At 67.4% G+C, this 19,171-nt stretch carries 21 protein-coding genes and 1 tRNA gene; 9 read left to right on the forward strand and 13 right to left on the reverse strand.

Features of this window, described 5'->3' with window-relative positions; all coding sequences use genetic code 11:
• Window positions 1-6: 6 nt before the first annotated feature.
• Window positions 7-435, forward strand: a complete 429-nt coding sequence (locus NA12_RS18690; protein ID WP_067452593.1) for a DUF4189 domain-containing protein — start codon at window positions 7-9, stop codon at window positions 433-435.
• 56 nt (window positions 436-491) lie between these two features.
• Here NA12_RS18690 and NA12_RS18695 read toward each other — a convergent pair whose 3' ends face one another.
• Complete coding sequence (locus NA12_RS18695; RefSeq protein WP_067452596.1) at window positions 492-1,115, reverse strand: TetR/AcrR family transcriptional regulator; 624 nt, start codon at window positions 1,113-1,115, stop codon at window positions 492-494.
• Between the two features lie 156 nt (window positions 1,116-1,271).
• Here NA12_RS18695 and NA12_RS18700 point away from each other — a divergent pair, with 156 nt between their 5' ends.
• The 3 genes from NA12_RS18700 to NA12_RS18710 all read left to right on the forward strand — a co-directional run bounded on the left by NA12_RS18700 (window position 1,272) and on the right by NA12_RS18710 (window position 3,993).
• Complete coding sequence (locus NA12_RS18700) at window positions 1,272-2,549, forward strand: PucR family transcriptional regulator (RefSeq protein WP_084472893.1); 1,278 nt, start codon at window positions 1,272-1,274, stop codon at window positions 2,547-2,549.
• Between the two features lie 145 nt (window positions 2,550-2,694).
• Window positions 2,695-3,249, forward strand: coding sequence for a riboflavin biosynthesis intermediates N-glycosidase (gene ybiA, locus NA12_RS18705; protein ID WP_067452599.1), 555 nt, complete (start codon window positions 2,695-2,697; stop codon window positions 3,247-3,249).
• Between the two features lie 243 nt (window positions 3,250-3,492).
• Window positions 3,493-3,993, forward strand: a complete 501-nt coding sequence (locus NA12_RS18710; RefSeq protein WP_067452601.1) for a DUF4189 domain-containing protein — start codon at window positions 3,493-3,495, stop codon at window positions 3,991-3,993.
• Between the two features lie 52 nt (window positions 3,994-4,045).
• Here the strand turns inward: NA12_RS18710 and NA12_RS18715 are convergent, their stop codons facing one another.
• From NA12_RS18715 to ku, 5 genes are all read right to left on the reverse strand, one after another.
• The gene (locus NA12_RS18715; RefSeq protein WP_067452604.1) at window positions 4,046-4,708 is read right to left on the reverse strand and encodes a methionine ABC transporter permease; all 663 of its coding nucleotides are present in this window, start codon (window positions 4,706-4,708) and stop codon (window positions 4,046-4,048) included.
• On the reverse strand, window positions 4,708-5,721 hold the full coding sequence (locus tag NA12_RS18720) for a methionine ABC transporter ATP-binding protein (RefSeq protein WP_067452607.1): 1,014 nt from the start codon (window positions 5,719-5,721) through the stop codon (window positions 4,708-4,710). The genes NA12_RS18715 and NA12_RS18720 overlap by 1 nt, the downstream gene beginning before the upstream one ends.
• Complete coding sequence (locus NA12_RS18725; protein WP_067452609.1) at window positions 5,718-6,590, reverse strand: MetQ/NlpA family ABC transporter substrate-binding protein; 873 nt, start codon at window positions 6,588-6,590, stop codon at window positions 5,718-5,720. The genes NA12_RS18720 and NA12_RS18725 overlap by 4 nt, the downstream gene beginning before the upstream one ends.
• Before the next feature lie 198 nt (window positions 6,591-6,788).
• Entirely contained in the window at window positions 6,789-7,322 is a 534-nt protein-coding gene (locus NA12_RS18730) for a GNAT family N-acetyltransferase (RefSeq protein WP_067452613.1), read from the reverse strand.
• 15 nt (window positions 7,323-7,337) lie between these two features.
• Window positions 7,338-8,240: a non-homologous end joining protein Ku gene (ku, locus tag NA12_RS18735; RefSeq protein ID WP_067452616.1), complete on the reverse strand. Its 903-nt coding sequence runs from the start codon at window positions 8,238-8,240 to the stop codon at window positions 7,338-7,340.
• A gap of 109 nt (window positions 8,241-8,349) precedes the next feature.
• Between ku and NA12_RS18740 the strand changes: the two genes are divergently transcribed.
• Both NA12_RS18740 and NA12_RS18745 read left to right on the forward strand, forming a co-directional pair.
• Window positions 8,350-9,417, forward strand: a complete 1,068-nt coding sequence (locus NA12_RS18740) for a lycopene cyclase family protein (protein ID WP_067452619.1) — start codon at window positions 8,350-8,352, stop codon at window positions 9,415-9,417.
• Between the two features lie 207 nt (window positions 9,418-9,624).
• Window positions 9,625-12,012, forward strand: a complete 2,388-nt coding sequence (locus NA12_RS18745) for an MMPL family transporter (RefSeq protein ID WP_084472894.1) — start codon at window positions 9,625-9,627, stop codon at window positions 12,010-12,012.
• A gap of 54 nt (window positions 12,013-12,066) precedes the next feature.
• Here NA12_RS18745 and NA12_RS18750 read toward each other — a convergent pair whose 3' ends face one another.
• Entirely contained in the window at window positions 12,067-12,831 is a 765-nt protein-coding gene (locus tag NA12_RS18750) for an SDR family oxidoreductase (RefSeq protein ID WP_067452623.1), read from the reverse strand.
• A gap of 124 nt (window positions 12,832-12,955) precedes the next feature.
• On the opposite strand from NA12_RS18750, the gene NA12_RS18755 reads away from it, so the two are divergent.
• Both NA12_RS18755 and NA12_RS18760 read left to right on the forward strand, forming a co-directional pair.
• Window positions 12,956-14,587, forward strand: coding sequence for an ABC-F family ATP-binding cassette domain-containing protein (locus NA12_RS18755; RefSeq protein WP_067452770.1), 1,632 nt, complete (start codon window positions 12,956-12,958; stop codon window positions 14,585-14,587).
• 125 nt (window positions 14,588-14,712) lie between these two features.
• Window positions 14,713-14,985 carry a helix-turn-helix domain-containing protein gene (locus tag NA12_RS18760; RefSeq protein ID WP_067452773.1) on the forward strand — a complete coding sequence of 91 codons (273 nt, stop codon included), beginning with the start codon at window positions 14,713-14,715 and terminating at the stop codon, window positions 14,983-14,985.
• A 16-nt stretch (window positions 14,986-15,001) separates the two neighbouring features.
• Here the strand turns inward: NA12_RS18760 and NA12_RS18765 are convergent, their stop codons facing one another.
• From NA12_RS18765 to NA12_RS18780, 4 genes are all read right to left on the reverse strand, one after another.
• The gene (locus NA12_RS18765; RefSeq protein ID WP_067452626.1) at window positions 15,002-15,961 is read right to left on the reverse strand and encodes an MvdC/MvdD family ATP grasp protein; all 960 of its coding nucleotides are present in this window, start codon (window positions 15,959-15,961) and stop codon (window positions 15,002-15,004) included.
• 14 nt (window positions 15,962-15,975) lie between these two features.
• Window positions 15,976-16,395: a hypothetical protein gene (locus NA12_RS18770; protein WP_067452629.1), complete on the reverse strand. Its 420-nt coding sequence runs from the start codon at window positions 16,393-16,395 to the stop codon at window positions 15,976-15,978.
• 278 nt (window positions 16,396-16,673) lie between these two features.
• Window positions 16,674-17,093 (reverse strand): acyl-CoA thioesterase, encoded by a 420-nt coding sequence (locus NA12_RS18775; RefSeq protein WP_067452632.1) that lies wholly within the window; start codon window positions 17,091-17,093, stop codon window positions 16,674-16,676.
• Window positions 17,094-17,180: 87 nt separating this feature from the next.
• Window positions 17,181-17,603 (reverse strand): cupin domain-containing protein, encoded by a 423-nt coding sequence (locus NA12_RS18780; protein WP_207905644.1) that lies wholly within the window; start codon window positions 17,601-17,603, stop codon window positions 17,181-17,183.
• A 137-nt stretch (window positions 17,604-17,740) separates the two neighbouring features.
• Between NA12_RS18780 and NA12_RS18785 the strand changes: the two genes are divergently transcribed.
• Entirely contained in the window at window positions 17,741-18,241 is a 501-nt protein-coding gene (locus NA12_RS18785; RefSeq protein WP_174551106.1) for a MarR family winged helix-turn-helix transcriptional regulator, read from the forward strand.
• Between the two features lie 69 nt (window positions 18,242-18,310).
• Here the strand turns inward: NA12_RS18785 and NA12_RS18790 are convergent.
• Together NA12_RS18790 and NA12_RS18795 are read right to left on the reverse strand one after the other, a co-directional pair.
• A tRNA-OTHER gene (locus NA12_RS18790) sits at window positions 18,311-18,386 on the reverse strand.
• Window positions 18,387-18,497: 111 nt separating this feature from the next.
• Window positions 18,498-19,067: a TetR/AcrR family transcriptional regulator gene (locus tag NA12_RS18795; protein WP_067452641.1), complete on the reverse strand. Its 570-nt coding sequence runs from the start codon at window positions 19,065-19,067 to the stop codon at window positions 18,498-18,500.
• Window positions 19,068-19,171: the final 104 nt, after the last annotated feature.

Consider the following 19,171-nt stretch of genomic DNA (forward strand, 5'->3'; position numbering starts at 1 on the left):
TTTCGAATGAGTTTCATGGGTAAGGCCGTCTTCGCCGTCGCGGCGTCGGTTCTTGCGGCCGGGTCGGTGCTGGGTGCCGGTTCGGCGAGTGCGGCAGGCGACCAGTGGGCGTCGATCGCGTTGAGTGACGGCCAGGCGATCTACGGCGTCGGCGTCAACGAGGCCAGTGCCGAGGCCGCCCAGGCCGCCGCGATCGCCAGCTGCCACCTGGCGGACTGCAAAGTGGTCACGACGTGGGCCAACGGCTGCGCCGTGCTGGTCGAGAGCGACAACGGCATCGCGTGGGCGAGCGGCGCCACGCGGGCCGAGGCCGAGCGGAAGGCGTACGAGAACCTCTCCGAGCTGACCCCGACCGCGCTGCTGGCCAACACCGGCTCGGCGGGCATGAGCGGCTCCGAAGTCGTCGACGCGATCTGCACGGCGAACGCGCGCTGACCATCGCGTAGCGAACGGGCCCGGATCCTCGACGAGGATCCGGGCCTCTTGCTGTGCTAGGCGTTTTCGATCGCGGCGACCGAGTCGACCCAGGCGCCGATCATGTCGGCGGTACCGACGATGATGGCGTCGAGTTCGGCATCGTCGAGCTCGACCGAACGCAACGCGGTGGCGAAGCCCGCGTTCAGCACGACGAAGGCCATCACGTCGATGTCGACGTGCTTGATCGGTCCCATGAACTGGATGATGTAGAGCTTGACGAGCATCCGCAGCCGGGGTTCGAATTCGGGGATACCGCTGCCGTAGAACTGCAGATCGGCGACCAGGGCGCGCACGAGCGGCCCGTTCGCGACGAGGATGTCGACGGCGGAGCGGATCAGATCGATCACGGCATCGCGGGGGGCCTGGTTGGCACCGGCGGTCAGCAGCTGGCTGTAGCGCTCCTCTACCTGCAGAAACAGGCTGTTGTTGAGCTCTTTGACGATCTCGTCGCGATCGTTGAAATAGCGGTACAGGGTGCCGATGCTCATGCCCGCTTCGGTCGCGATCCGGTTGGTCGAGGTATTGCCGATGCCGCGGGTGCCGAAAAGGTGAGCGGCCACCGTGAGAATACGTGCTCTCGTCTCTTTCGCCCGGTCCTGCTTGGGGCGTTTGCGCTGCTTATCGGCGTGCGGGGGCATCTATCGACCTCGGCGGAAAGAGGAGTAGAAGGTGAGCGGTTGCTCACCCTACAGTCATGATCACAGAGAAACCGCAGTGTAGGCCATCACATCGGCCGATCTGGCGGAAGTACAACCACCATCGGCAGTGCCGGGGTGTAGAAGGAGGAGTCGACGATGACGATCTCACTGGACGAGACGGCCCTGTGGCAGCCGCTACGCGATGTCCGGACGATGACCAGCCGGTTGGTCGGCCACTTCGTCGACAATGTCGCGACCTGCCGGACGCTGCCCGGCGAGGTGATCGCCGGCGACGTCACCTCGGTCACCCGGATGTGCCTGGAAATCGTCGGCGGCATGCTGGACGGCCGCGATGAAGAGGTGAAACTGAACCGGCTCGCGGTGGTGGCGGCGGGGTGGGCGCGCGAAGGCGTGCCGATCGACACGATTCTGCACGCTTTCCACGAGGGCTTCCGGCTCTCCTTCGACGCGGTCTACGACGGGGTGGCCGACGTGGATCGCGCGAGCCTGATCGACGGCTTCCGCCGGGTCGTCGCGATCTCGGACCTGTTGTGTACCACCGTGACTCGTTCCTATATTCGCGAGCATCGCGAAGCTGTCGGCGAGCATCACACGGCGGTGCACACCCTCACCTCGGCACTGCTGGCCGGTCAGTCGACCGTCACCATGGCCCGCGAGGTCGGCATCACGGTCGCCGACGCCTATTCGGTGCTCGCGCTCTCGATCGGGGCCCACCCCGACGAGCGCGACCCGCGGGTGAACGGCGCGGTGGTGGCCCGGCGCAAGCTGCGCAGGGTGCAGGCCGCGTTGGCGCACCGGTGCGGTGAACACGTGCTGTCGCTGCTGTCGGTGGATGGCGGCACCCTGCTGATCCCGGCCGATCTGCTGGTCGGTGAGCAACTCGACGCGCTGGTCGACGCATTGTCGAGGGCCGCGCGTGTCGACATCACGGCCGCGTTGGTGCCCGCTGCCGCCGCCGAGATTCCCGACGCGGCCCAGCGTTCCCACGAGCTGCTCGACATGGTGGAGCGTCTCGACAGCGCCCCCGGCCTCTACCGCTTCGGCGACCTGGCCCTGGAATACCAGCTCACCCGCCCCGGCCCCGGTCGTGCCCGGCTCGGTGAACTCCTGGCGCCCCTCGACAACCACCCTGAGCTCTACGAGACCCTGCGCGTGCACATCGCCAACAACATGAATCGTCAGCGCACCGCGCGGCTGCTGCACATCCACACCAACACCGTCGATTACCGCCTGCGTCGGGTAGCCCAACTCACCGGCCTCGACCCGGCCCAATCCTCGGGGCTGTGGCAATTGCGTTCCTCGATGATCGCCCGCAGTTTCCACACCGCCTCCGAAGTCCGTTCCGTCACCGTCGCCGAAGCCGCAATTCCCCGCCGCCCCTACGCCGACCTGGACCGCGCCCGCTCGGCCTGAACGTCCACCCCTCACCTCCCGTCCTGGCACCGCGACCCTGACTGCGTCGCGGTGCCAGGGGTCTTCGACCGTCGATTCCGCGTCGAGAAAACGGGCCATACCCGGCTCCGGTATATGGTTATATAGACCAAAACTAGGAGGGGTGATGACCGTCGAATCTGTAGAGCAGTTGTGTCTTGCGATCGAGCAGGGCGCGTCGCCGAAGTACCTGGCGTTCTGGGGGCACAGTCCGCGTCGCGACGGCACGATCGGGTCCAGCAGCCTGAGTCAGTGGTGGCCTGCGACATTCGTCGTCGACGGGGTGGAATTCGCCAGCGCCGAGCACTACATGATGTGGCGCAAGGCGATGCTGTTCGAGGACGCGACGACCGCGGCGAAGATCCTCGGCGCGGGCCATCCGAGCCAGGCGAAGAAGCTCGGCAGGCAGATCCTCGACTTCGACGAGAAGATCTGGGAGCGAGCGCGGTTCGACATCGTGGTCGCGGGGACCGTAGCCAAGTTCGGGCAGGATGACGCGCTGCGAAGCTACCTGGTCGGTACCGGCTCGCGAGTGCTCGTCGAAGCCAGCCCGGTGGACCGCATCTGGGGGATCGGGATGGCCGCAGACGACCCGCATGCGCTGGATCCCGGGCGGTGGAAGGGCCTCAATCTGCTCGGGTTCGCGTTGATGCGGGCGCGCGACGAGCTGGTTCGCCCCTAGCCGACGGTCCGCCGCTACTTGTCGGTGGGCGTTGTTAGTCTGTGGGCGACGAGCGGTTCGGGAGGAATCGCGCGTTTCGATGAGCGAGAATTGTTGTAGCCGTGCATATCTCAGCGCTATAACAGCTCCGCCGAATGGTTGTCGTGGCGATGCCGGAAAGCTATTTCCGGGGTGGTCCGCGGCCGTTCGTGATTGGTTCGGCTTCGAGGCACGGAGTCGGTATTTCGACGGGGAGAATCTCTGATGTCTGTTGTGGGCAAATACGCCCTCGGTGTGGCCGCGCTGGCCGCGGTGGGCGCGTTCACCGTGGCGAACGCGGGATCGGCGGCCGCGGGGGCCAGTGGGGTGGCGATCGCACAGGCGCCGGGGTACACCGCTGTGTCGCGCGATGGTGGATTCCAGGTGGCGGCGGGTGATCTGTACGGGGCGCTGGCGTTGTCGTCGGACCGGGCCGTGGTGGCCTCGGCGGTGAATTACGGCAGCTGGGCGGCGGCGAGCCGGGCCGCGCTCGATGAGTGCGGTGTGCGGGACTGCCGGGTCGTCGTCGAATTCCGTAATGCCTGTGGTGCGGTGGCTCAAGGTGCGGACTACCGCTTCGGGTGGGCCTGGGATCACTCCCGGGCCGCGGCCGAGCGTTCGGCGGTGGATGTGCTCGGCTTCAGCGCCCCGCCCTTCCCCGACCTGGGTTCGGCGTCGCCCCGGGCGGCGAGCGTCATCCTGTCGGCCTGCACGGCCAACATCTAGCGAGCTCGAACCGGTAGTGGCACGGATCGAAACTCCTGTGCCACTACCGTATTCAGCGGCGAAGAACCTTCCTCGCCAGCCAGTTGCCGAAGAACTGCACACCCTGCACACCGGCGATGATGATCAGCACCGCCACGATCGTGACCTGCCACTGGAATTGCTGATACCCGTAGACGATGGCGAAATCGCCCAGCCCTCCACCGCCGACGGTGCCCGCCATCGCGGAGATATCGACGATCGAGATCACCACGAACGTGTAGCCGAGAATCAGCGGGCCCAGCGCTTCCGGGATGAGCAGCGTGAGAATGATCCGCAGCGGTCCGGCGCCGACCGCGCGGGCGGCCTCGATCACGCCGGGATCGACCGTCACCAGGTTCTGCTCCACGATCCGCGCGATCCCGAACGAGGCCGCGACGATCATCACGAACAATGCCGCCTCAGAACCGATCGTGGTGCCGACCACCTCCAGGGTGACCGGGCCGAGCGCGGCCAGCAGGATGATGAACGGAATAGGGCGCACCACATTGACGATCACATTCAGCACGAAGTAGATCGGACCGTTCGCCAGCAATCCGCCCCTGCGGGTCGTGTAGAGCGCGGTGCCGAGCACCAGCCCGATCAGCCCCGCCACGACGAACGTCACACCGACCAGATAGACGGTGGTCCCGATCGCTTCGAACAGCGTGGGCCGCAACTTCTCCCAGTTGGTCTCCATCAGCCCGCCTTCCGTGTCAGGTCGGCGACCACGCGATCGAGTGCGGCATCGGGCCCGTGCAGCGCCAGGGTGACACTGCCGAATGTCTTGTCCTGCAACGTGCTCACCCCGCCGTAGACGATCTCGAAGCGGACGTCGGCGGCGGTGGCGGCGGCCAGCGCCGCACCGAGACCGCTGTGGTTGTCGACGTCGACGGTGACCAACCGGCCGCCGTGCAGTTCTCGCAACCGCTCGAGTTCCGTCGCGTCGGGCCTGTCGTGCAGCACGGTCGCCACGAACGACCGGGTCGGTGTCGCCCGCGGTGCGGCGAAAACATCGAAGGTGGCGGCCAATTCGACGATCCGGCCCTCGGCCAGCACCGCGACGCGGTCGGCGATCGCGCGGATCACATCCATCTCGTGGGTGATCACCACGATGGTGACCCCGAGTTCGGCGTTGATCTTCTTCAGCAGCCGCAACACCTCGCCCGTGGTTTGCGGGTCCAGCGCGGAGGTGGCCTCGTCGGCGAGGAGCAGCGAGGGCGAGGTCGCCAGTGCCCTCGCGATCCCGACCCGCTGCTTCTGTCCGCCCGAGAGCTGATCGGGGTAGGCGCGCGCCTTGTCGGTGAGCCCGACGAAGTCGAGCAATTCGGCCACCCGGGCCTTGCGCTCGGCCCGTTTCCAGCCCGCCACCTTCAACGGGTACTCGATATTGCCCGCGGCGGTGCGGGACCGGAACAGGTTGAACTGCTGGAACACCATCCCGATATCGCGACGCAACCTGCGGACGGCCGACTCCGGCACGCCGGTGATCGGGGTGCCGGAAATCGTGACCGTGCCCGACGTCGGCTTGTCCAGCGCGTTGATCAACCGCACCAGCGTGGACTTGCCCGCCCCGGAGTAGCCGATGACGCCGAAGATCTCACCCGGTTCGATCCGCAGGTCGATGCCGTCGAGCGCGGTGTGCCGGTCGTCGCCGCTGCCGAAGACCTTGGTGACGGAACGGAATTCGACAGCGGCGGGTACGGTGCTCACTTGGCCGTGCGGATGCCTTGCTGCACCCGGTCCAGGATCTGTTCGAGCTCGGCGCCGGGGCGGTTCACCGCGACCGCGGTGCCCTTGGTGGTCTCGGCGTGCGCGGCGGCCACGGCCGGGTCCTTCCAGATCTCGACCAGTTTCAGATACGTCGGATTCGTCTTGTCCTCGGCGCGGCTGACGATCACGTTGATATACGGCTCGGCGGCCGGATTCTTCGGATCATCTTTGTACAGCGCCGATTTCGGGTCGACGCCCGACCGGTCGAGGAAGGTGTTGTTGATGATCGAGCCGTCGACCGACGGCAGCGACAACGCGGTTTGGGCGGCATCGACCGGGGTCACCCGCACCTTGGAGGCCCCCTTGTCGATATCGGCGGGGGTCGGCTGGACCGAGTTGCCGGTGATTTTCAGCAACCCGGCCGCCTGCAGCACGAACAGCGCGCGCGCCTGGTTGGTCGGATCATTGGGGATCGCGATCTCACCACCGGCGGGGATATCGGCGAGCGCCCTGTGCTTCTTCGAATAGAGGCCCAACGGCACGATATAGGTCGAGCCGATCGGGGTGAGCGTGTCCGAGCTCGCCACATTGTATTGGCCGAGGAACTGCAGATGCTGGAACAGATTGAGGTCGATCTGCTTCTGCGACAGCGCCGTATTCGGCTGCTTGTAATCGGAGAAATTGCTGACCTTCAGCGTGATGCCCTGCTCCTTCGCCTTCTGTTCGAAGACCTCGAAAGCCTTGTCCTTGTCGGTAGTGCCGATCCGCACGACCGTGCCCGACGCGTCATCATCGGAACCGCACGCGGTCAGGGTGAGGGCGGCGGTCGCTATCAGCACTGGGATCGACAGTGTCCGAAGGAATTTCACGTGTACTCCCGAATCGCTCGCAGAAGAGGAACTCGGCCATCCAAGCTGCCCGCGCTACTCGCCGACAACGGTTTCACCGGGGGTGAGCGGAATCCTCGCAAAGATTGGGACGACCGTCTAACTTGCGGGCGTCGTGAATCCTGCACCGCCGTCGCGCGAGTCGTCGGTCGCGCCGGCGGTGTCGGCTCGGGTGATCGATCAGCGCAGCGGGTGCTCGACCGACAGTCGGCCGCGGCGGACGAGGTCACGTTTGGCGATCGGCGGCAGGGCGACGTCGTCGGGGGCCGCGGGATTGGGTCGCACCAGCAGGGTGACGGTCGCGGCGGGCACGAATCCGCTGCTGGTCATCAGCGCGGCCGAGGCGCTGTTGCGGTCCTCGACATCGGTGACGATATGGCGGGCGCCGCGCGCGAACAGCGCCTCCGAACACACGTTCACCAGTCGTCGCGCGATCCCGTGGCCCTGCATGTCGGGGGCGACCGCGATCCATTCCAGGTACGCCCAGTCGTCGCGATGCTCGAACTCCATCGACCCGAGCACGAACCCGACCACCCGGTCGGAATCCAGTGCTACCCAGCAGGCGTTGTCGGGGCTGTCGAGGTGCTCGGCGACCGCGGTGAGCGACCACGACGTGTACGGCTTGATGGTGGTGTCGAAGACCTGATGGCCGAGGTCGAGGACTTGACGCAGATGTCCCAATCCCATCGGCACGACAGCGATGGTGGTGTCCATAGCCGCCAGTGTGCCCTACGCGCCCTTGCGGGTCGCGGTCTTGGACGCGGTGGACTTGCTCGCGGCGGCTTTGCGAGGAGCGGCTTTCTTGGCGGCCTTCTTCGCGGGTTTCTTCGCCGGGGCGGCTTCCCTGCGCCCACTGGACTCGAGACTGCGCTGCAACGCGGCGACCAGATCCACGACTTCGGCATCGGCCTGTTCGGCGGGCGCAGTCTCGGCGGCGGGTTCGACCTTGCCGGTGCCGCTGGCGATCGCCTCGTCGAGCAGTTTCTGCAATTCGATCTGGTATTCGTCGGTGTATTCGGACGGATCGAAATCGCCCGACATCGACTCGACGAGAGTTTCGGCCATCTTCAGTTCTTGTGGACGCGGGGCGGGCGCGTCGTCGAGCGACGGGAATTCGACGGCCCGCACCTCGTCGGGCCACAGCAGGGTCTGCAGGACCAGCACGCCGTCGCGCACACGCAATGCGGCCAGCCGGGTCTTCTGGCGCAGGGTGAAATGGACCAGCGCGGTCTTGTCGATGCGTTCGAGGGTCGCCGCCAGTAACTGATAGGCCTTCGGCGTCGCGGAATCCGGCTCGAGATAATAACTCTTGTCGAACAGCACCGGGTCGATCTGATCGGACGGCACGAATTCCAGCACGGGAATCTCGTGTTTCTCCGCTGCGGGCAGTTTCGAGAAATCGGCGTCGGTCAGTACCACCTGCTCGCCGTCCGGCGAGGTATAGGCCTTGTCGATATCGGAGTACTGCACAGATTTTCCGCACACCTGACAGACCCGGTCGTACTTGATCCGGCCCCCGTCTGCGGCGTGGACCTGGTGGAACCGAATGTCATGATCCTCGGTCGCGGTATAAACCTTGACCGGGACATTGACCAGCCCGAAAGCGATCGAGCCCTTCCAGATCGACCTCATGCCCCCATCATGGTCGAAATGTCGCGCCGGGGCGAGCAAGCGATCTCGAATAGGTGCCCGCCCGTGATCCGGCGGTGCTCGAAATAGTCATGTCTGATCCAATAACGGGGTGGGTGTGGATGTGATCGTGTGTGGGCTCGGTCCCGCGGGGCGGGCCGTGGCCCATCGTGCGCTGGCGGCGGGCCGCAACGTCACAGTGATCGATCCGCGCCCGGACCGGGTGTGGACCCCGACCTATGCCGCATGGGCCGATGAATTGCCCACGTGGCTCGATTCCGGTGCGGTCGCGGCGGTGGTCGACGGGCCGATGGCGTGGGCGGTGCGCGAGCATCGGATCGATCGCGCCTATCAGGTGTTCGATACCGCGGCGCTGCAGTCGTCGCTGACGTTGCACGGCGCGACCGTGATCGCGGACCGGGCCGTCGAGGTGACGACGCGATCGGTGCGAACGGCGGATGGGCTGATCCGTACCGGGCAGGTGGTCGACGCGCGCGGGTTGGCCCGGTCCCCGCGTCGGGCCGAGCAGACCGCCTACGGCGTGGTCGTGGACCGTACCGGACACGAGCCGACGCTGTTCATGGACTGGCGCCTCGACAACGGGGCCGATCCCACCGACCCACCGTCGTTTCTGTACGCGATCCCGTTGAGCGCGGACACCGTGCTGTTCGAGGAGACCTGTCTGGCCGGGCGGCCCGCGCTCGCGCCCGCGGTGTTACGCCGCCGCCTTGAGCATCGGTTGCGCGTGCGGGGAATCTCGCTCACCGGGACCGAACCCGTTGAGCGGGTGCGGTTTCCGGTGCAGGGCGGCACACCGGGGCGCGGCCGATTCGGCGCGGCGGGCGGGCTGACCCACCCCGCGACCGGGTACAGCGTCGCGGCCGCGCTCGCCGCGGCGGACACCGTTGTCGCGGGTGGCACGGTGTGGACGCCGCGTGCGCGGGCCGTCTCGGCCCTGCGCCGTGCGGGTTTACGCGCGCTGCTGGCACTGCCCGCGAGCGAGGTGCCGGTCTTCTTCGAGACGTTCTTCGGTTTGCCCGCACGCCTGCAACACGCCTATCTTTCCGGCCTCGATGATCTCGGCGGCACCGTCGCCGCGATGCGCGCGCTGTTCGCCGATCTCCCGCCGAATCTGCGCCGCACTGTCGTGGCCTCGGTCATCGGTGGGGCTCGTCGGTAGCCGAAGTCGCGACCCGTAGTCGACCGCGCTCAGCGGGGTTGCCGGAGGCCCGGCGGTGCCGCCACGAAGTTGCTACGATCGCCACGCGAACGCGCCGACCCGCCAACAGGATCGGGCCGACGAGGCGGGACGGCCCGGAACTACTCCGAGCCCTCGCACGTCGATACGCGCTTCGCGCGACGGTGTGACGAGTTAGGGGACAATCCGGTGTTCGAATTCACCAGGCGGCGCAGTCGCTGGGTGCTCGGCGTTTTCGTGGTGCTCGCGGTGGTGCTCGGCGCACTGGGCGCCACGCTGTTCGAGCGGGTGGAGGGCGGCGGATACACCGACTCCGGGAGCGAATCGCACCGCGCGCTGGAGGTGTTGCGCACCGAGTTCGGGCAGGCGCCGCCGAACCTGGTGCTGCTGGTGGAAACCGAGTCGTCGGTCGAGGACCCCGAGTCCACCGCGGCGGCAACGGCATTGGTCGCGAATCTGCAGGAACGCGCCGGTGTCGCGGAGGTGAGGTCGTACTGGACCTCCCACCAGCCCGCGCTGCGCAGTGTGGACGGCAAGCAGGGTCTGATCGTGGCGAGCGTGCTCGGCAGCGAGAGCGAGATCGACGAACGCGTCACCGCCATCTCGCGAGAACTGACGGGCGAACAGGGCTCCCTGCAGGTCAGAGCGGGCGGATTCGCCATGCTCATGCACGAGACGGTGCAGCAGAGCAAGACCGATATAGCCAAGGGTGAGGCCATCGCGTTCCCGCTCACCCTGATCGCGCTGCTGTTCGTCTTCGGCGGCCTGGTCGCCGCGAGCCTGCCGCTGCTCGTCGCGATCGGCACCGTGCTCACCACCATGGGCGCGCTGTGGTTGCTCACCCTGTTCATGCCGCTGTCGGTCACCGCCACCAATGTGGCGACCCTGCTCGGCCTCGGTCTCGCCATCGACTACAGCCTGCTGATCGTCAACCGGTATCGCGACGAACTCTCCGATGGTCGCACCCCGGCGGGCGCGGTGGCCACCACCCTGCGCACCGCGGGCCGCACCGTCGCGTTCTCCGCGCTCACCGTCGCGGTGGCGCTGGCCGGGTTGCTGTTCTTCCCGCTGCTCGCGATCCGGTCGATGGGCTACGCGGGCATCGTCGTCGCGGCGCTGGCCGCGCTGGTGTCGCTCACCGCCTTGCCCGCCGCGCTGTTGCTGATCGGAACCCGCATCGACAAGGGCCAGCTCGGCTGGTGGTTCCTGCGCGCACCGCGTCCCGCGCCGGGTGAGGGCGCCTGGCACCGGCTGGCCACGACCGTGATGCGCAAGCCGATCTCGATCGGACTCGCTGTCACCGCATTGCTGCTGCTGCTCGGCGCGCCGTTCCTCGGCGTGAAACTCGGGTTCCCCGACGAACGGACTCTGCCGGAGTCGATGAACTCCCGGCAGGTCACCGAGATCGTGGCGCGCGACTTCGGCGAGAGCGATCAGCACACCCTCGTCGCGGTGCTGCCCGAGAGCGCTTACAGCGCGGCGGGCCTGGACACCATCGCCCGTGACATGTCCGATCTGGACAATGTCCGCCGCGTCGACACCGCCACCGGCAGCTACGCCCAGGGCGGGCTGCTGCTCGAACCCACCGCCGCCAACGCGCGCTTCCGGGTCGAGAAGGCCGTGTACCTGTCCATCGTGCCGAGCACCGGTGACAGCGACGCCTTGGCGGCCCTGGTCGAGCAGGTACGCGCGGTCCGGACGCCGAGCGAGCTGCTGGTCGGCGGCGTGGCCGCGGCCAACGCCGACTCGGTCGCCGCGATCGAGAACGCGCTGCCGTGGGCGCTCGGTTTCGTGGTGATCATGATGCTGATCGTGTTGTTCGCGCTCACCGGCAGCGTGGTGCTGCCGGTGCTCGCGGTGATCCTCAGCGCGCTGAGTCTGACCGCGACCTTCGGGGCGCTGGTGTGGATCTTCCAGGACGGGCACCTGTCCGGGGTGCTCGGTTTCACCGTCACCGGGGATCTGTCGGCCACCGTGCCGGTGATGCTGTTCGCCGCGGCCTTCGGGCTCGCGATGGACTACCAGGTATTCCTGCTGTCGCGGATCCGGGAGGAATACGACCGGACCGGCAAGAACGAGACCGCGGTCGCGCTCGGCCTGGAGCGGGTGGGGCGCATCGTCACCGCCGCGGCGATTCTCATCTCGCTGGTGTTCCTCGGCTTCCTCGCCTCCGACATCACCTTCATGAAGGCGTTCGGCATCGGCCTGCCACTGGCCGTGATCGTCGACGCCACCCTCGTGCGCGGGTTCCTGCTGCCCGCCGCGATGAAGGTGCTCGGCGACGCGAACTGGTACGCACCGGAGTTCCTGCGTCGCCTGCACGACCGGTGGGGTCTGGACGAGGGCGGCTCGGCTCGGTCGAAACAGCAAGTGGTGGTGCGTGATCCGCTCGCCGCCAGAGTCGAGGAGATCGTCGTCGTCGATCCGCTCGCACGGGCGGAGGCGGCGCGCGCGGAAGCGGCCCGCGCTGAGGTCGAGCGTGCCGACTCGGCGCGGACGCAGGACGGGGCGCGGGAGAAATCGCGGCCGAAGGAGAGTGTTTCGGCCTCGACGGGAAGCGGCGAGTCCTCGGACTGACCCGACATCACCGGGGCGGGCGTTCGCCCGCCCCGTGAGTTCGCGGCTGGGCGTTCAGATGCCGCCGGTGGACAGGAACCCGCCGTCGACCCGCACGCAATCGCCGGTGATCCACTCGGCGTCGTCGGACACCAGGAACGCGATCAGCCGGGCCACGTCCTCCGGGGCGCCGAGTCGCTTCATGGGGTACACGCTCGCGGCGCGCTCCTCGTCGTCGGAATAGAGCGCGTCGGCGAACTTGGTCTTGACCACGCCCGGTGCCACCGCGTTCACCCGGATCTTCGGGCCCAACTGCCAGGCCAGTTCCTCGGTGAGCCGGATCAATGCCGCCTTGGACGCGCCGTAGGCCGAGATCACCCCGGACGACCGGATGCCCGCGACGCTGGCCACGTTCACCACCGCACCACCGTGCTCGGCCATCCACGCGCGGTAGGCCTGCTGCACATAGCCCAGCGACGCCACCACGTTCACATCGAAGATCTTGCTCACGCCACCGAGGTCGGCGTCCATCAGCGGACCGTAGATGGGGTTGATGCCGGTGTTGTTGACCAGGATGTCGAGCGAGCCGTACTCGGTGACGGCTCTGGCCACGGCCTGCGCACGCGCGTCGGCATCGCCGGCGTTACCGGCGAAAGTGCTCACCTGACCCGGGTGCCCGAGCTCGCGCAACTCGGTCGCGGCGACCTCGAGCAGTTCGGCTTTACGGGCGGTGATCAGCACGTTCGCGCCCCGGCGTAGCAGTTCGGCAGCGGTTGCGAACCCGATGCCGCGACTGGCTCCGGTGACGAGCGCGGTGCGGCCGAGCAGATCGGTAGTCATGGCTAGAGAGTAACCACGCTCACATCGCGCGGCGCCGGGTTCGGCTTCCGGCGGGGTCGCCGGTAAAATAAGTGGTTCTTGCCGAATTACCCTTTCCCGCTTGTCCTACTCTGAGGAGAACTCTGTGATCACGGCGACCGACCTGGAGGTCCGGGCCGGAGTCCGCACCCTGCTCTCGGCCCCCGGGCCGGCGCTGCGGGTGCAGTCCGGCGACCGGATCGGACTGGTCGGTCGTAACGGTGCGGGCAAGACCACCACCCTGCGCATCCTCGCGGGTGAGGGTGAGCCGTACGCCGGGAAGATCACGCGCTCCACCGACATCGGCTACCTGCCGCAGGACCCGAAGGAAGGCGATCTCGATGTGATCGCCAAGGACCGGGTCCTCTCGGCGCGCGGGCTCGACGTGCTGCTGCGCGACATGGAGAAGGCTCAGCTCGAGATGGCCGAGGTGGCCGACGATGCCGCCCGCGACAAAGCGATCCGTCGGTACGGCAGTCTCGAGGACCAGTTCTCCTCGCTCGGCGGTTACGTCGCCGAGAGCGAGGCGGCGCGCATCTGCAACAGCCTCGGGCTGCCCGACCGCGTCCTCGATCAGCGGCTGCGCACCCTCTCCGGTGGCCAGCGCCGCCGCATCGAGCTGGCCCGCATCCTGTTCTCCGCGTCCGACGGTTCGGGCGGGCGCTCCGACCGCATCCTGCTGCTCGACGAACCGACCAACCACCTCGACGCCGACTCCATCACCTGGCTGCGCGGGTTCCTGCAGAACCACGACGGCGGCCTGATCGTGATCAGCCACGACGTGGAACTGCTCGGCGACGTGGTCAACAAGGTGTGGTTCCTCGACGCGGTGCGCGGTGAGCCCGATGTCTACAACATGGGCTGGAAGAAATACCTCGACGCCAGGGCCACCGACGAACAGCGCCGCGTCCGCGAGCGCGCCAACGCCGAGAAGAAGGCGGGCGCGCTGCGTCAGCAGGCCGCCAAACTCGGCGCGAAAGCCACCAAAGCCGCTGCGGCACACCAGATGGTGCGTCGCGCCGAACGCCTGATCAACGAGCTCGACGACGTGCGTGTGAGCGACAAGGTCGCCCGTATCCGGTTCCCCGAGCCCGCGGCCTGCAGCAAGACGCCGCTGATGGTGAAGGACCTGACCAAGCTCTACGGTTCCCTGGAGATCTTCACCGGGGTGAACTTCGCTGTCGACAAGGGCAGCCGCGTGGTGGTGCTCGGCCTCAACGGCGCGGGCAAGACGACCATGCTGAAACTGCTCGCCGGTGTCGAGACACCCACCGCGGGCGGCGTCGAGCAGGGGCGCGGTCTCAAGGTCGGCTACTTCGCCCAAGAGCACGACACCCTCGACGATCAGGCCTCGGTCTGGGAGAACATCCGTCATGCTTCCCCGGATGCGGGGGAGCAGGAGTTGCGCAGCCTGCTCGGCGCGTTCATGTTCACCGGTCCGCAGCTCGAACAGCCCGCGGGCACGCTGTCTGGCGGTGAGAAGACGCGGCTGGCGCTGGCGGGGCTGGTGTCCTCGGCGGCCAACGTGCTGCTGCTCGACGAGCCGACCAACAACCTCGACCCCATCTCGCGCGAACAGGTCCTCGAGGCGCTGCGCACCTACGCGGGCGCGGTGGTGCTGGTGACCCACGATCCGGGCGCGGCCGAGGCGCTCAACCCGGAGCGGGTCATTCTGCTGCCCGACGGCACCGAGGACCACTGGTCCGCGGAGTACGCGGAGTTGATCGACCTCGCGTGATGCGCGGTGAACGCTGTGTCGTGGCGGAACTCGCCGGGGTCGCGTGAGTTCGATCACTGTTTTCGTTGATCACCGAGTGCGGAGTGTCTAGCCTGGAGGAAGTGCTCGGCGACTCGGAGGAAGCCATGAGCGACAGTGCCAGACAGGCCGCTAGGTCGGCCAAGAGTAAATCGACGATCGGCAAGGCAGCGCTGGGCAAGGGCACCCGGGTGACGGGCAAGTCCCGCGACCGGTTGCAGTCCCAGCTGAAGAAGCAGTACGAGGCGGGCGCGTCCATTCGCTCCCTGGCCAGGTCCACCGGTCGCTCGTACGGCTTCATCCACAATGTGCTGGTCGAGTCACATGTGGAGCTGCGTGGCCGCGGCGGCGCCAATCGGCGCAAGCTGCCGGCCGACTGAGCCGAAGGCGGAGCCGCTACCAACCTGCGACGGCTCCGTCGCCACGGACCAGCAGATTGGCCAGACTGGCGAACAGCGGCAGCCCGGTCTTGATCTCGAGGTACGCGAACTGTCCCTGGGGGTTCACCTCGAGGAAGTAGTACTCACCGTCGCTGCCGAGACGGAGGTCGACGACTCCGAAGCTGAGTCCCAGCGCGCCCATCAGCGTCGCGAGCGACTTGCTGACCGACGGCGGTAGGCGAGCCGGTGCGAACGCGACCGAGGTGTCGAGGCGGGAGTCGATGCGTCCCACCCCCGCCTGGGAGTCGATCCGCACACTCCATTCGACACCGTCGACCCACACCACGCGCAGATCGCAGCCTGCCTCCACATAATCCTGGAAGGTGGTGGGAGTCGAGCGGATCGACTCGAGCCTGTGTAGCTCGGATCGCGTGATGATCCTGGTCTCGGAGAACTCGCCACGGCCCGTGCCCGTGCGTTTGTACACCACTGGGCCGCACCGGGATTCGATGAAACTGCGGGCCTCGTCCGGGTCGTTGGTGATCAGTGTTTCCGGGATCGCGAAGCCCGCCCGCTGCGCGGTCTCGAGCTGGACGATCTTGCGGGAAGCGGTACGCTCGGCGGCCGGATCGTTCACCCAGTACGCCGGGATGGACCACAGCATGCCCTGCAGGAATCCGTCGCACTCGGCCTGACGGAACTCGTCGTCGGCCGCGCGCACGCCGGTGGGAACCCGGCAGGGGTGCGGCCTGCGCCACCACACCGCGCGCACGTCGTCGAGCCCGTGGATATGTGACATCGCCCGGTTGGTGCCCGCTTTGTCGAGCCGGAAACTTCCTGTTTCGGCGGGAAAGTCGCGCAGGTCGAGCCGAATCGGGTCGAGCCCGTGGTGTTCTCGCAGGGTCGATGCCAGCGCATCGGCGTGCAGGTCGTCGGTTTCGGAGACGATGAGCACGGCGTCGGTAGCGCCTTCCATCCCTGTCGTGCCGTTCAGTCGAGGCTGTCGCAGTTGATGCCGTCGCGGAAGGTGAACGTCGCCCCGGTGACACCACCTCGTTCGGCGATGCGCAGTTTCCTCGCCCAGCTGCGGGTGGCGCGGGCCAGCTGCTCGTCGCCGAGCGCTTCCGACGGTTCCGGTGCGAGGGTGATCGGCCGGTCGACGAGTTCCACGCGCAGGCGCCGGGTGAAATCGGCGGTGGCGCCGGGGCGGATGTCGACCCGCACCGGACGTTCTCCCGCGCTCGCGCGGTCTTCGGTGAGCCGGATGACATCCCGGCGGTCGAAAGTCCAGATACCGCCATCGACCCGCACCGAGATGTCGCGATCGGACTCGGCCACCAGCATCCCGCGCAGGGCGGGGCCCCGCTCACCCGACGACGCGGTAGCGGGGAGGTGGATGGCGTCGGTCATGGGCACTCACTCCGATCTTCTCGTCTGCTCGCGATTTGCCAGAACGCCGAAAGGTGCTTCGGATCATAACGTGAACGGGTGGTCCGCCGAGCGGGTTCGCGAGATTTTCGGAGCGCCGGGCAATCCGCCGAGCGGCGCGTGATCCCCTTGCGGGGAAAGAATTTCGGACAACGCTGATGTTGCAGCTGTGCCCACACGGGCAATTGGTCAGCAAACATCGACGACATCGGCGTGGCAGGCGTCGTCAGGGTCCGCGCCCGCCGCGCCGCGCGTGGTCGTCAGAGGCCGAGCAGCTCGGGATTCTCGGCGAGACCGCGGAAGTGTCCGGCCGGATCGGCGACGAGCCGACGGGCGGTGAGGTCCATCGCGCCCGCCACGACGGTGATCTCCGCGGCGAGGGTGCCGTCGAGCTTCACGATCTGGTGGTGGAAGCGGAAAACCTTCTCGCCTTCGGTCCAGTCCATCACGCAGGTCACCGTGACCTCGTCGCCGCCGCGGAGTTCGCGCTTGTACTTGATGGTCGACTCGAGTACCACGGCGCCGACGCCGGTGGCGATGAACTTGTCCTGCGCGATACCCGCCGCGCGCATCAGTTCCCACCGCGCGTGCTCGCCGTACTGGTGGTAGACGGCGTGGTTGAGATGGCCCTGGGTGTCGAGCTCGTAGCCGCGGACGAGGACCGGAACGGAGAACGTCATACGGCGTACAACCGGCTGCTTCGGCGCCGTTGTTCCCGATCGGACTGCAATCTCGGCCACAGTGCGGCGGCAGGGCGCATGAACGGATCAGGCGCGCTGGGCGGCGCGCTCGGCCCACCACGCGGGCGCGTCGACGAAGTGGTTGTCGAACTCCTCTTGGGCGGCGACGAATTCGTCGTGGCTCGCCTCGCCGCGCAGGAGCCGGTCGAGCAGCCGGAAGTACTCGAAACGCTCGACGCCGGGCATCAGTGCGATGAGGATGCGCGCGCCGCTGTCGGGGGTGGCGCCGAAGGCGTGCGGCATCCGGCGTGGGACGACGAGTGAGCCTCCCGCGCCGACGGTGAGGATGCGGTCGCCCGCCATCACCTGCAGTTCGCCGTCGGCGACGTAGAACAGCTCGTCGGAGCGGGTATGGAAATGCGGAGCGGCGCCGTCGGCGCCCTGCGCCATGGTGACCTCGAGCGTGCTCACCGCACCGTCGCTGGCGTTCGCGTCGGTGAGCAGGCGCATCCGAACCTTGTCGGTGCCGAGGGTCTCGGCATCCTCGGGCCGGCACAGGGCGATACCGCGAGTGTTCGTCACAACTATTCCATTCGTCGGTTGATAGTTCGTTGCCGAACTATATCTCGCCGAATAGAATCATGTCCATGGATGATCACGAACCGGATGCGGTCGATGCGATCACCGCGCAGTGGCGGCGCGAGCGTCCCGATCTGGAACTGGAGGCGATGGCGGTCTTCGGCAGACTCGGCAGGCTGATGGGCATCGCCACGGCGCGGATCGAAACCGTGTTCACCGCGCACGGTTTGCAGCGCGGTGAGTTCGATGTGCTGGCGGCACTACGCCGCTCGGGTGCACCCTATGAGCTCAACCCCTCGGTGCTGGCCGACACCCTGATGCTGTCGCGCGCGGGGATGACCGGCCGCATCGACCGACTCGAAGCGGCGGGCCTGGTCCGCCGTATCGCCGACCGCGAGGACCGTCGCGCCGTGCGGGTGGCGCTCACCGATCAGGGGCGGGCGCTGGTCGACACGGTGGTCGTAGCGCACACCGAGAACGAGACGGCGATGCTGTCGGTGCTCTCGCCCACGGATCGTGTTGCCCTGGAACGGATCTCGCGCACCCTGCTCGACGGCTGGGCGCGGTGACCGGCCGATCCCTGCTCGGGAAAGAACGCCCGAGAATGATCCCACCGCGCGCAATCGGTGAAAGTTCGGTGGCCATGGAGGCGGGAATCGAACCCGCGACCTCCGTCCCGCGGAGTCGGCGTTCTACCTGCTGAACTACTCCATGGCCAACTCGAGCCTAACCTCGAAATTCTCCGCACGGTCGCGATGGTGCCGTGAGATCGATTACAGCGGAACATGTTTCGCTGCGCACGTCAGGGTCGGAGAACGCCGAGCCTCATGCCTCCTTGCGGCGGACCGAGGCCTCGACGAGATCGAGTACGGCGGACAGGTTCTCGTTGGTGTGCCCCGAGGCGATGCGGGCGATGAGGCCGTCGAGAACCAGATCGAGATAGCCGAGCAGGACGTCGGTGGGGACGTCGTCGCGCAGGGCGCCCGCGGCCTTGCGTCGTTCCAGGCGGGCCAGCGTCGCGGCGGTCAGTTCGGCCGAGCGCTGGGTCCAGCCCGCGCGGAATTCGGGGTCGGTGCGGACTCGGCGGGCGATCTCCAGGCGGGTGCCGAGCCAGTTGAATTCCTCCGGGCGGGCGAGCATATCGCGCATCACCTGGACGATGCCCTGGTTGGCGGCGACTTCGGCCATGCGCTCGGCGTCGTCCTTGGCCAGGGCGAAGAAGAGGGCGTCCTTGTCACGGAAATGGTGGAAGATCGCGCCGCGAGACAGGCCGATGGCCTCCTCCAAGCGGCGCACGGTGGCGCCGTCGTAGCCGTATTCGGCGAAACAGCGCCGTGCACCGTCGAGGATCTGGCTGCGGCGCGCGGCGAGGTGGTCGTCGCTGACCTTGGGCATGATTCCTCCAGCTAGCGGATACACGGACCCCCGCCCCGGCGAACCGAGACGGGGGTTGTCGCATTATTCACGGGCAACGAATGCCCTTGTGACGCAACACCTCA

This window comes from Nocardia alba NBRC 108234, assembly GCF_001612665.1.
Taxonomy (GTDB): domain Bacteria; phylum Actinomycetota; class Actinomycetes; order Mycobacteriales; family Mycobacteriaceae; genus Nocardia; species Nocardia alba.

What these genes read in the sequence shown, in the direction of transcription:
- NA12_RS18690 (WP_067452593.1), top strand. Translation starts at nt 7, where the DNA reads ATGAGTTTCATGGGTAAGGCCGTCTTCGCCGTCGCGGCGTCGGTTCTT.
- NA12_RS18695 (WP_067452596.1), bottom strand. Translation starts at nt 1,115, where the DNA reads ATGCCCCCGCACGCCGATAAGCAGCGCAAACGCCCCAAGCAGGACCGG.
- NA12_RS18700 (WP_084472893.1), top strand. Translation starts at nt 1,272, where the DNA reads ATGACGATCTCACTGGACGAGACGGCCCTGTGGCAGCCGCTACGCGAT.
- ybiA (WP_067452599.1), top strand. Translation starts at nt 2,695, where the DNA reads ATGACCGTCGAATCTGTAGAGCAGTTGTGTCTTGCGATCGAGCAGGGC.
- NA12_RS18710 (WP_067452601.1), top strand. Translation starts at nt 3,493, where the DNA reads ATGTCTGTTGTGGGCAAATACGCCCTCGGTGTGGCCGCGCTGGCCGCG.
- NA12_RS18715 (WP_067452604.1), bottom strand. Translation starts at nt 4,708, where the DNA reads ATGGAGACCAACTGGGAGAAGTTGCGGCCCACGCTGTTCGAAGCGATC.
- NA12_RS18730 (WP_067452613.1), bottom strand. Translation starts at nt 7,322, where the DNA reads ATGGACACCACCATCGCTGTCGTGCCGATGGGATTGGGACATCTGCGT.
- ku (WP_067452616.1), bottom strand. Translation starts at nt 8,240, where the DNA reads ATGAGGTCGATCTGGAAGGGCTCGATCGCTTTCGGGCTGGTCAATGTC.
- NA12_RS18750 (WP_067452623.1), bottom strand. Translation starts at nt 12,831, where the DNA reads ATGACTACCGATCTGCTCGGCCGCACCGCGCTCGTCACCGGAGCCAGT.
- NA12_RS18760 (WP_067452773.1), top strand. Translation starts at nt 14,713, where the DNA reads ATGAGCGACAGTGCCAGACAGGCCGCTAGGTCGGCCAAGAGTAAATCG.
- NA12_RS18765 (WP_067452626.1), bottom strand. Translation starts at nt 15,961, where the DNA reads ATGGAAGGCGCTACCGACGCCGTGCTCATCGTCTCCGAAACCGACGAC.
- NA12_RS18770 (WP_067452629.1), bottom strand. Translation starts at nt 16,395, where the DNA reads ATGACCGACGCCATCCACCTCCCCGCTACCGCGTCGTCGGGTGAGCGG.
- NA12_RS18775 (WP_067452632.1), bottom strand. Translation starts at nt 17,093, where the DNA reads ATGACGTTCTCCGTTCCGGTCCTCGTCCGCGGCTACGAGCTCGACACC.
- NA12_RS18780 (WP_207905644.1), bottom strand. Translation starts at nt 17,603, where the DNA reads ATGCGCCTGCTCACCGACGCGAACGCCAGCGACGGTGCGGTGAGCACG.
- NA12_RS18785 (WP_174551106.1), top strand. Translation starts at nt 17,741, where the DNA reads ATGGATGATCACGAACCGGATGCGGTCGATGCGATCACCGCGCAGTGG.
- NA12_RS18795 (WP_067452641.1), bottom strand. Translation starts at nt 19,067, where the DNA reads ATGCCCAAGGTCAGCGACGACCACCTCGCCGCGCGCCGCAGCCAGATC.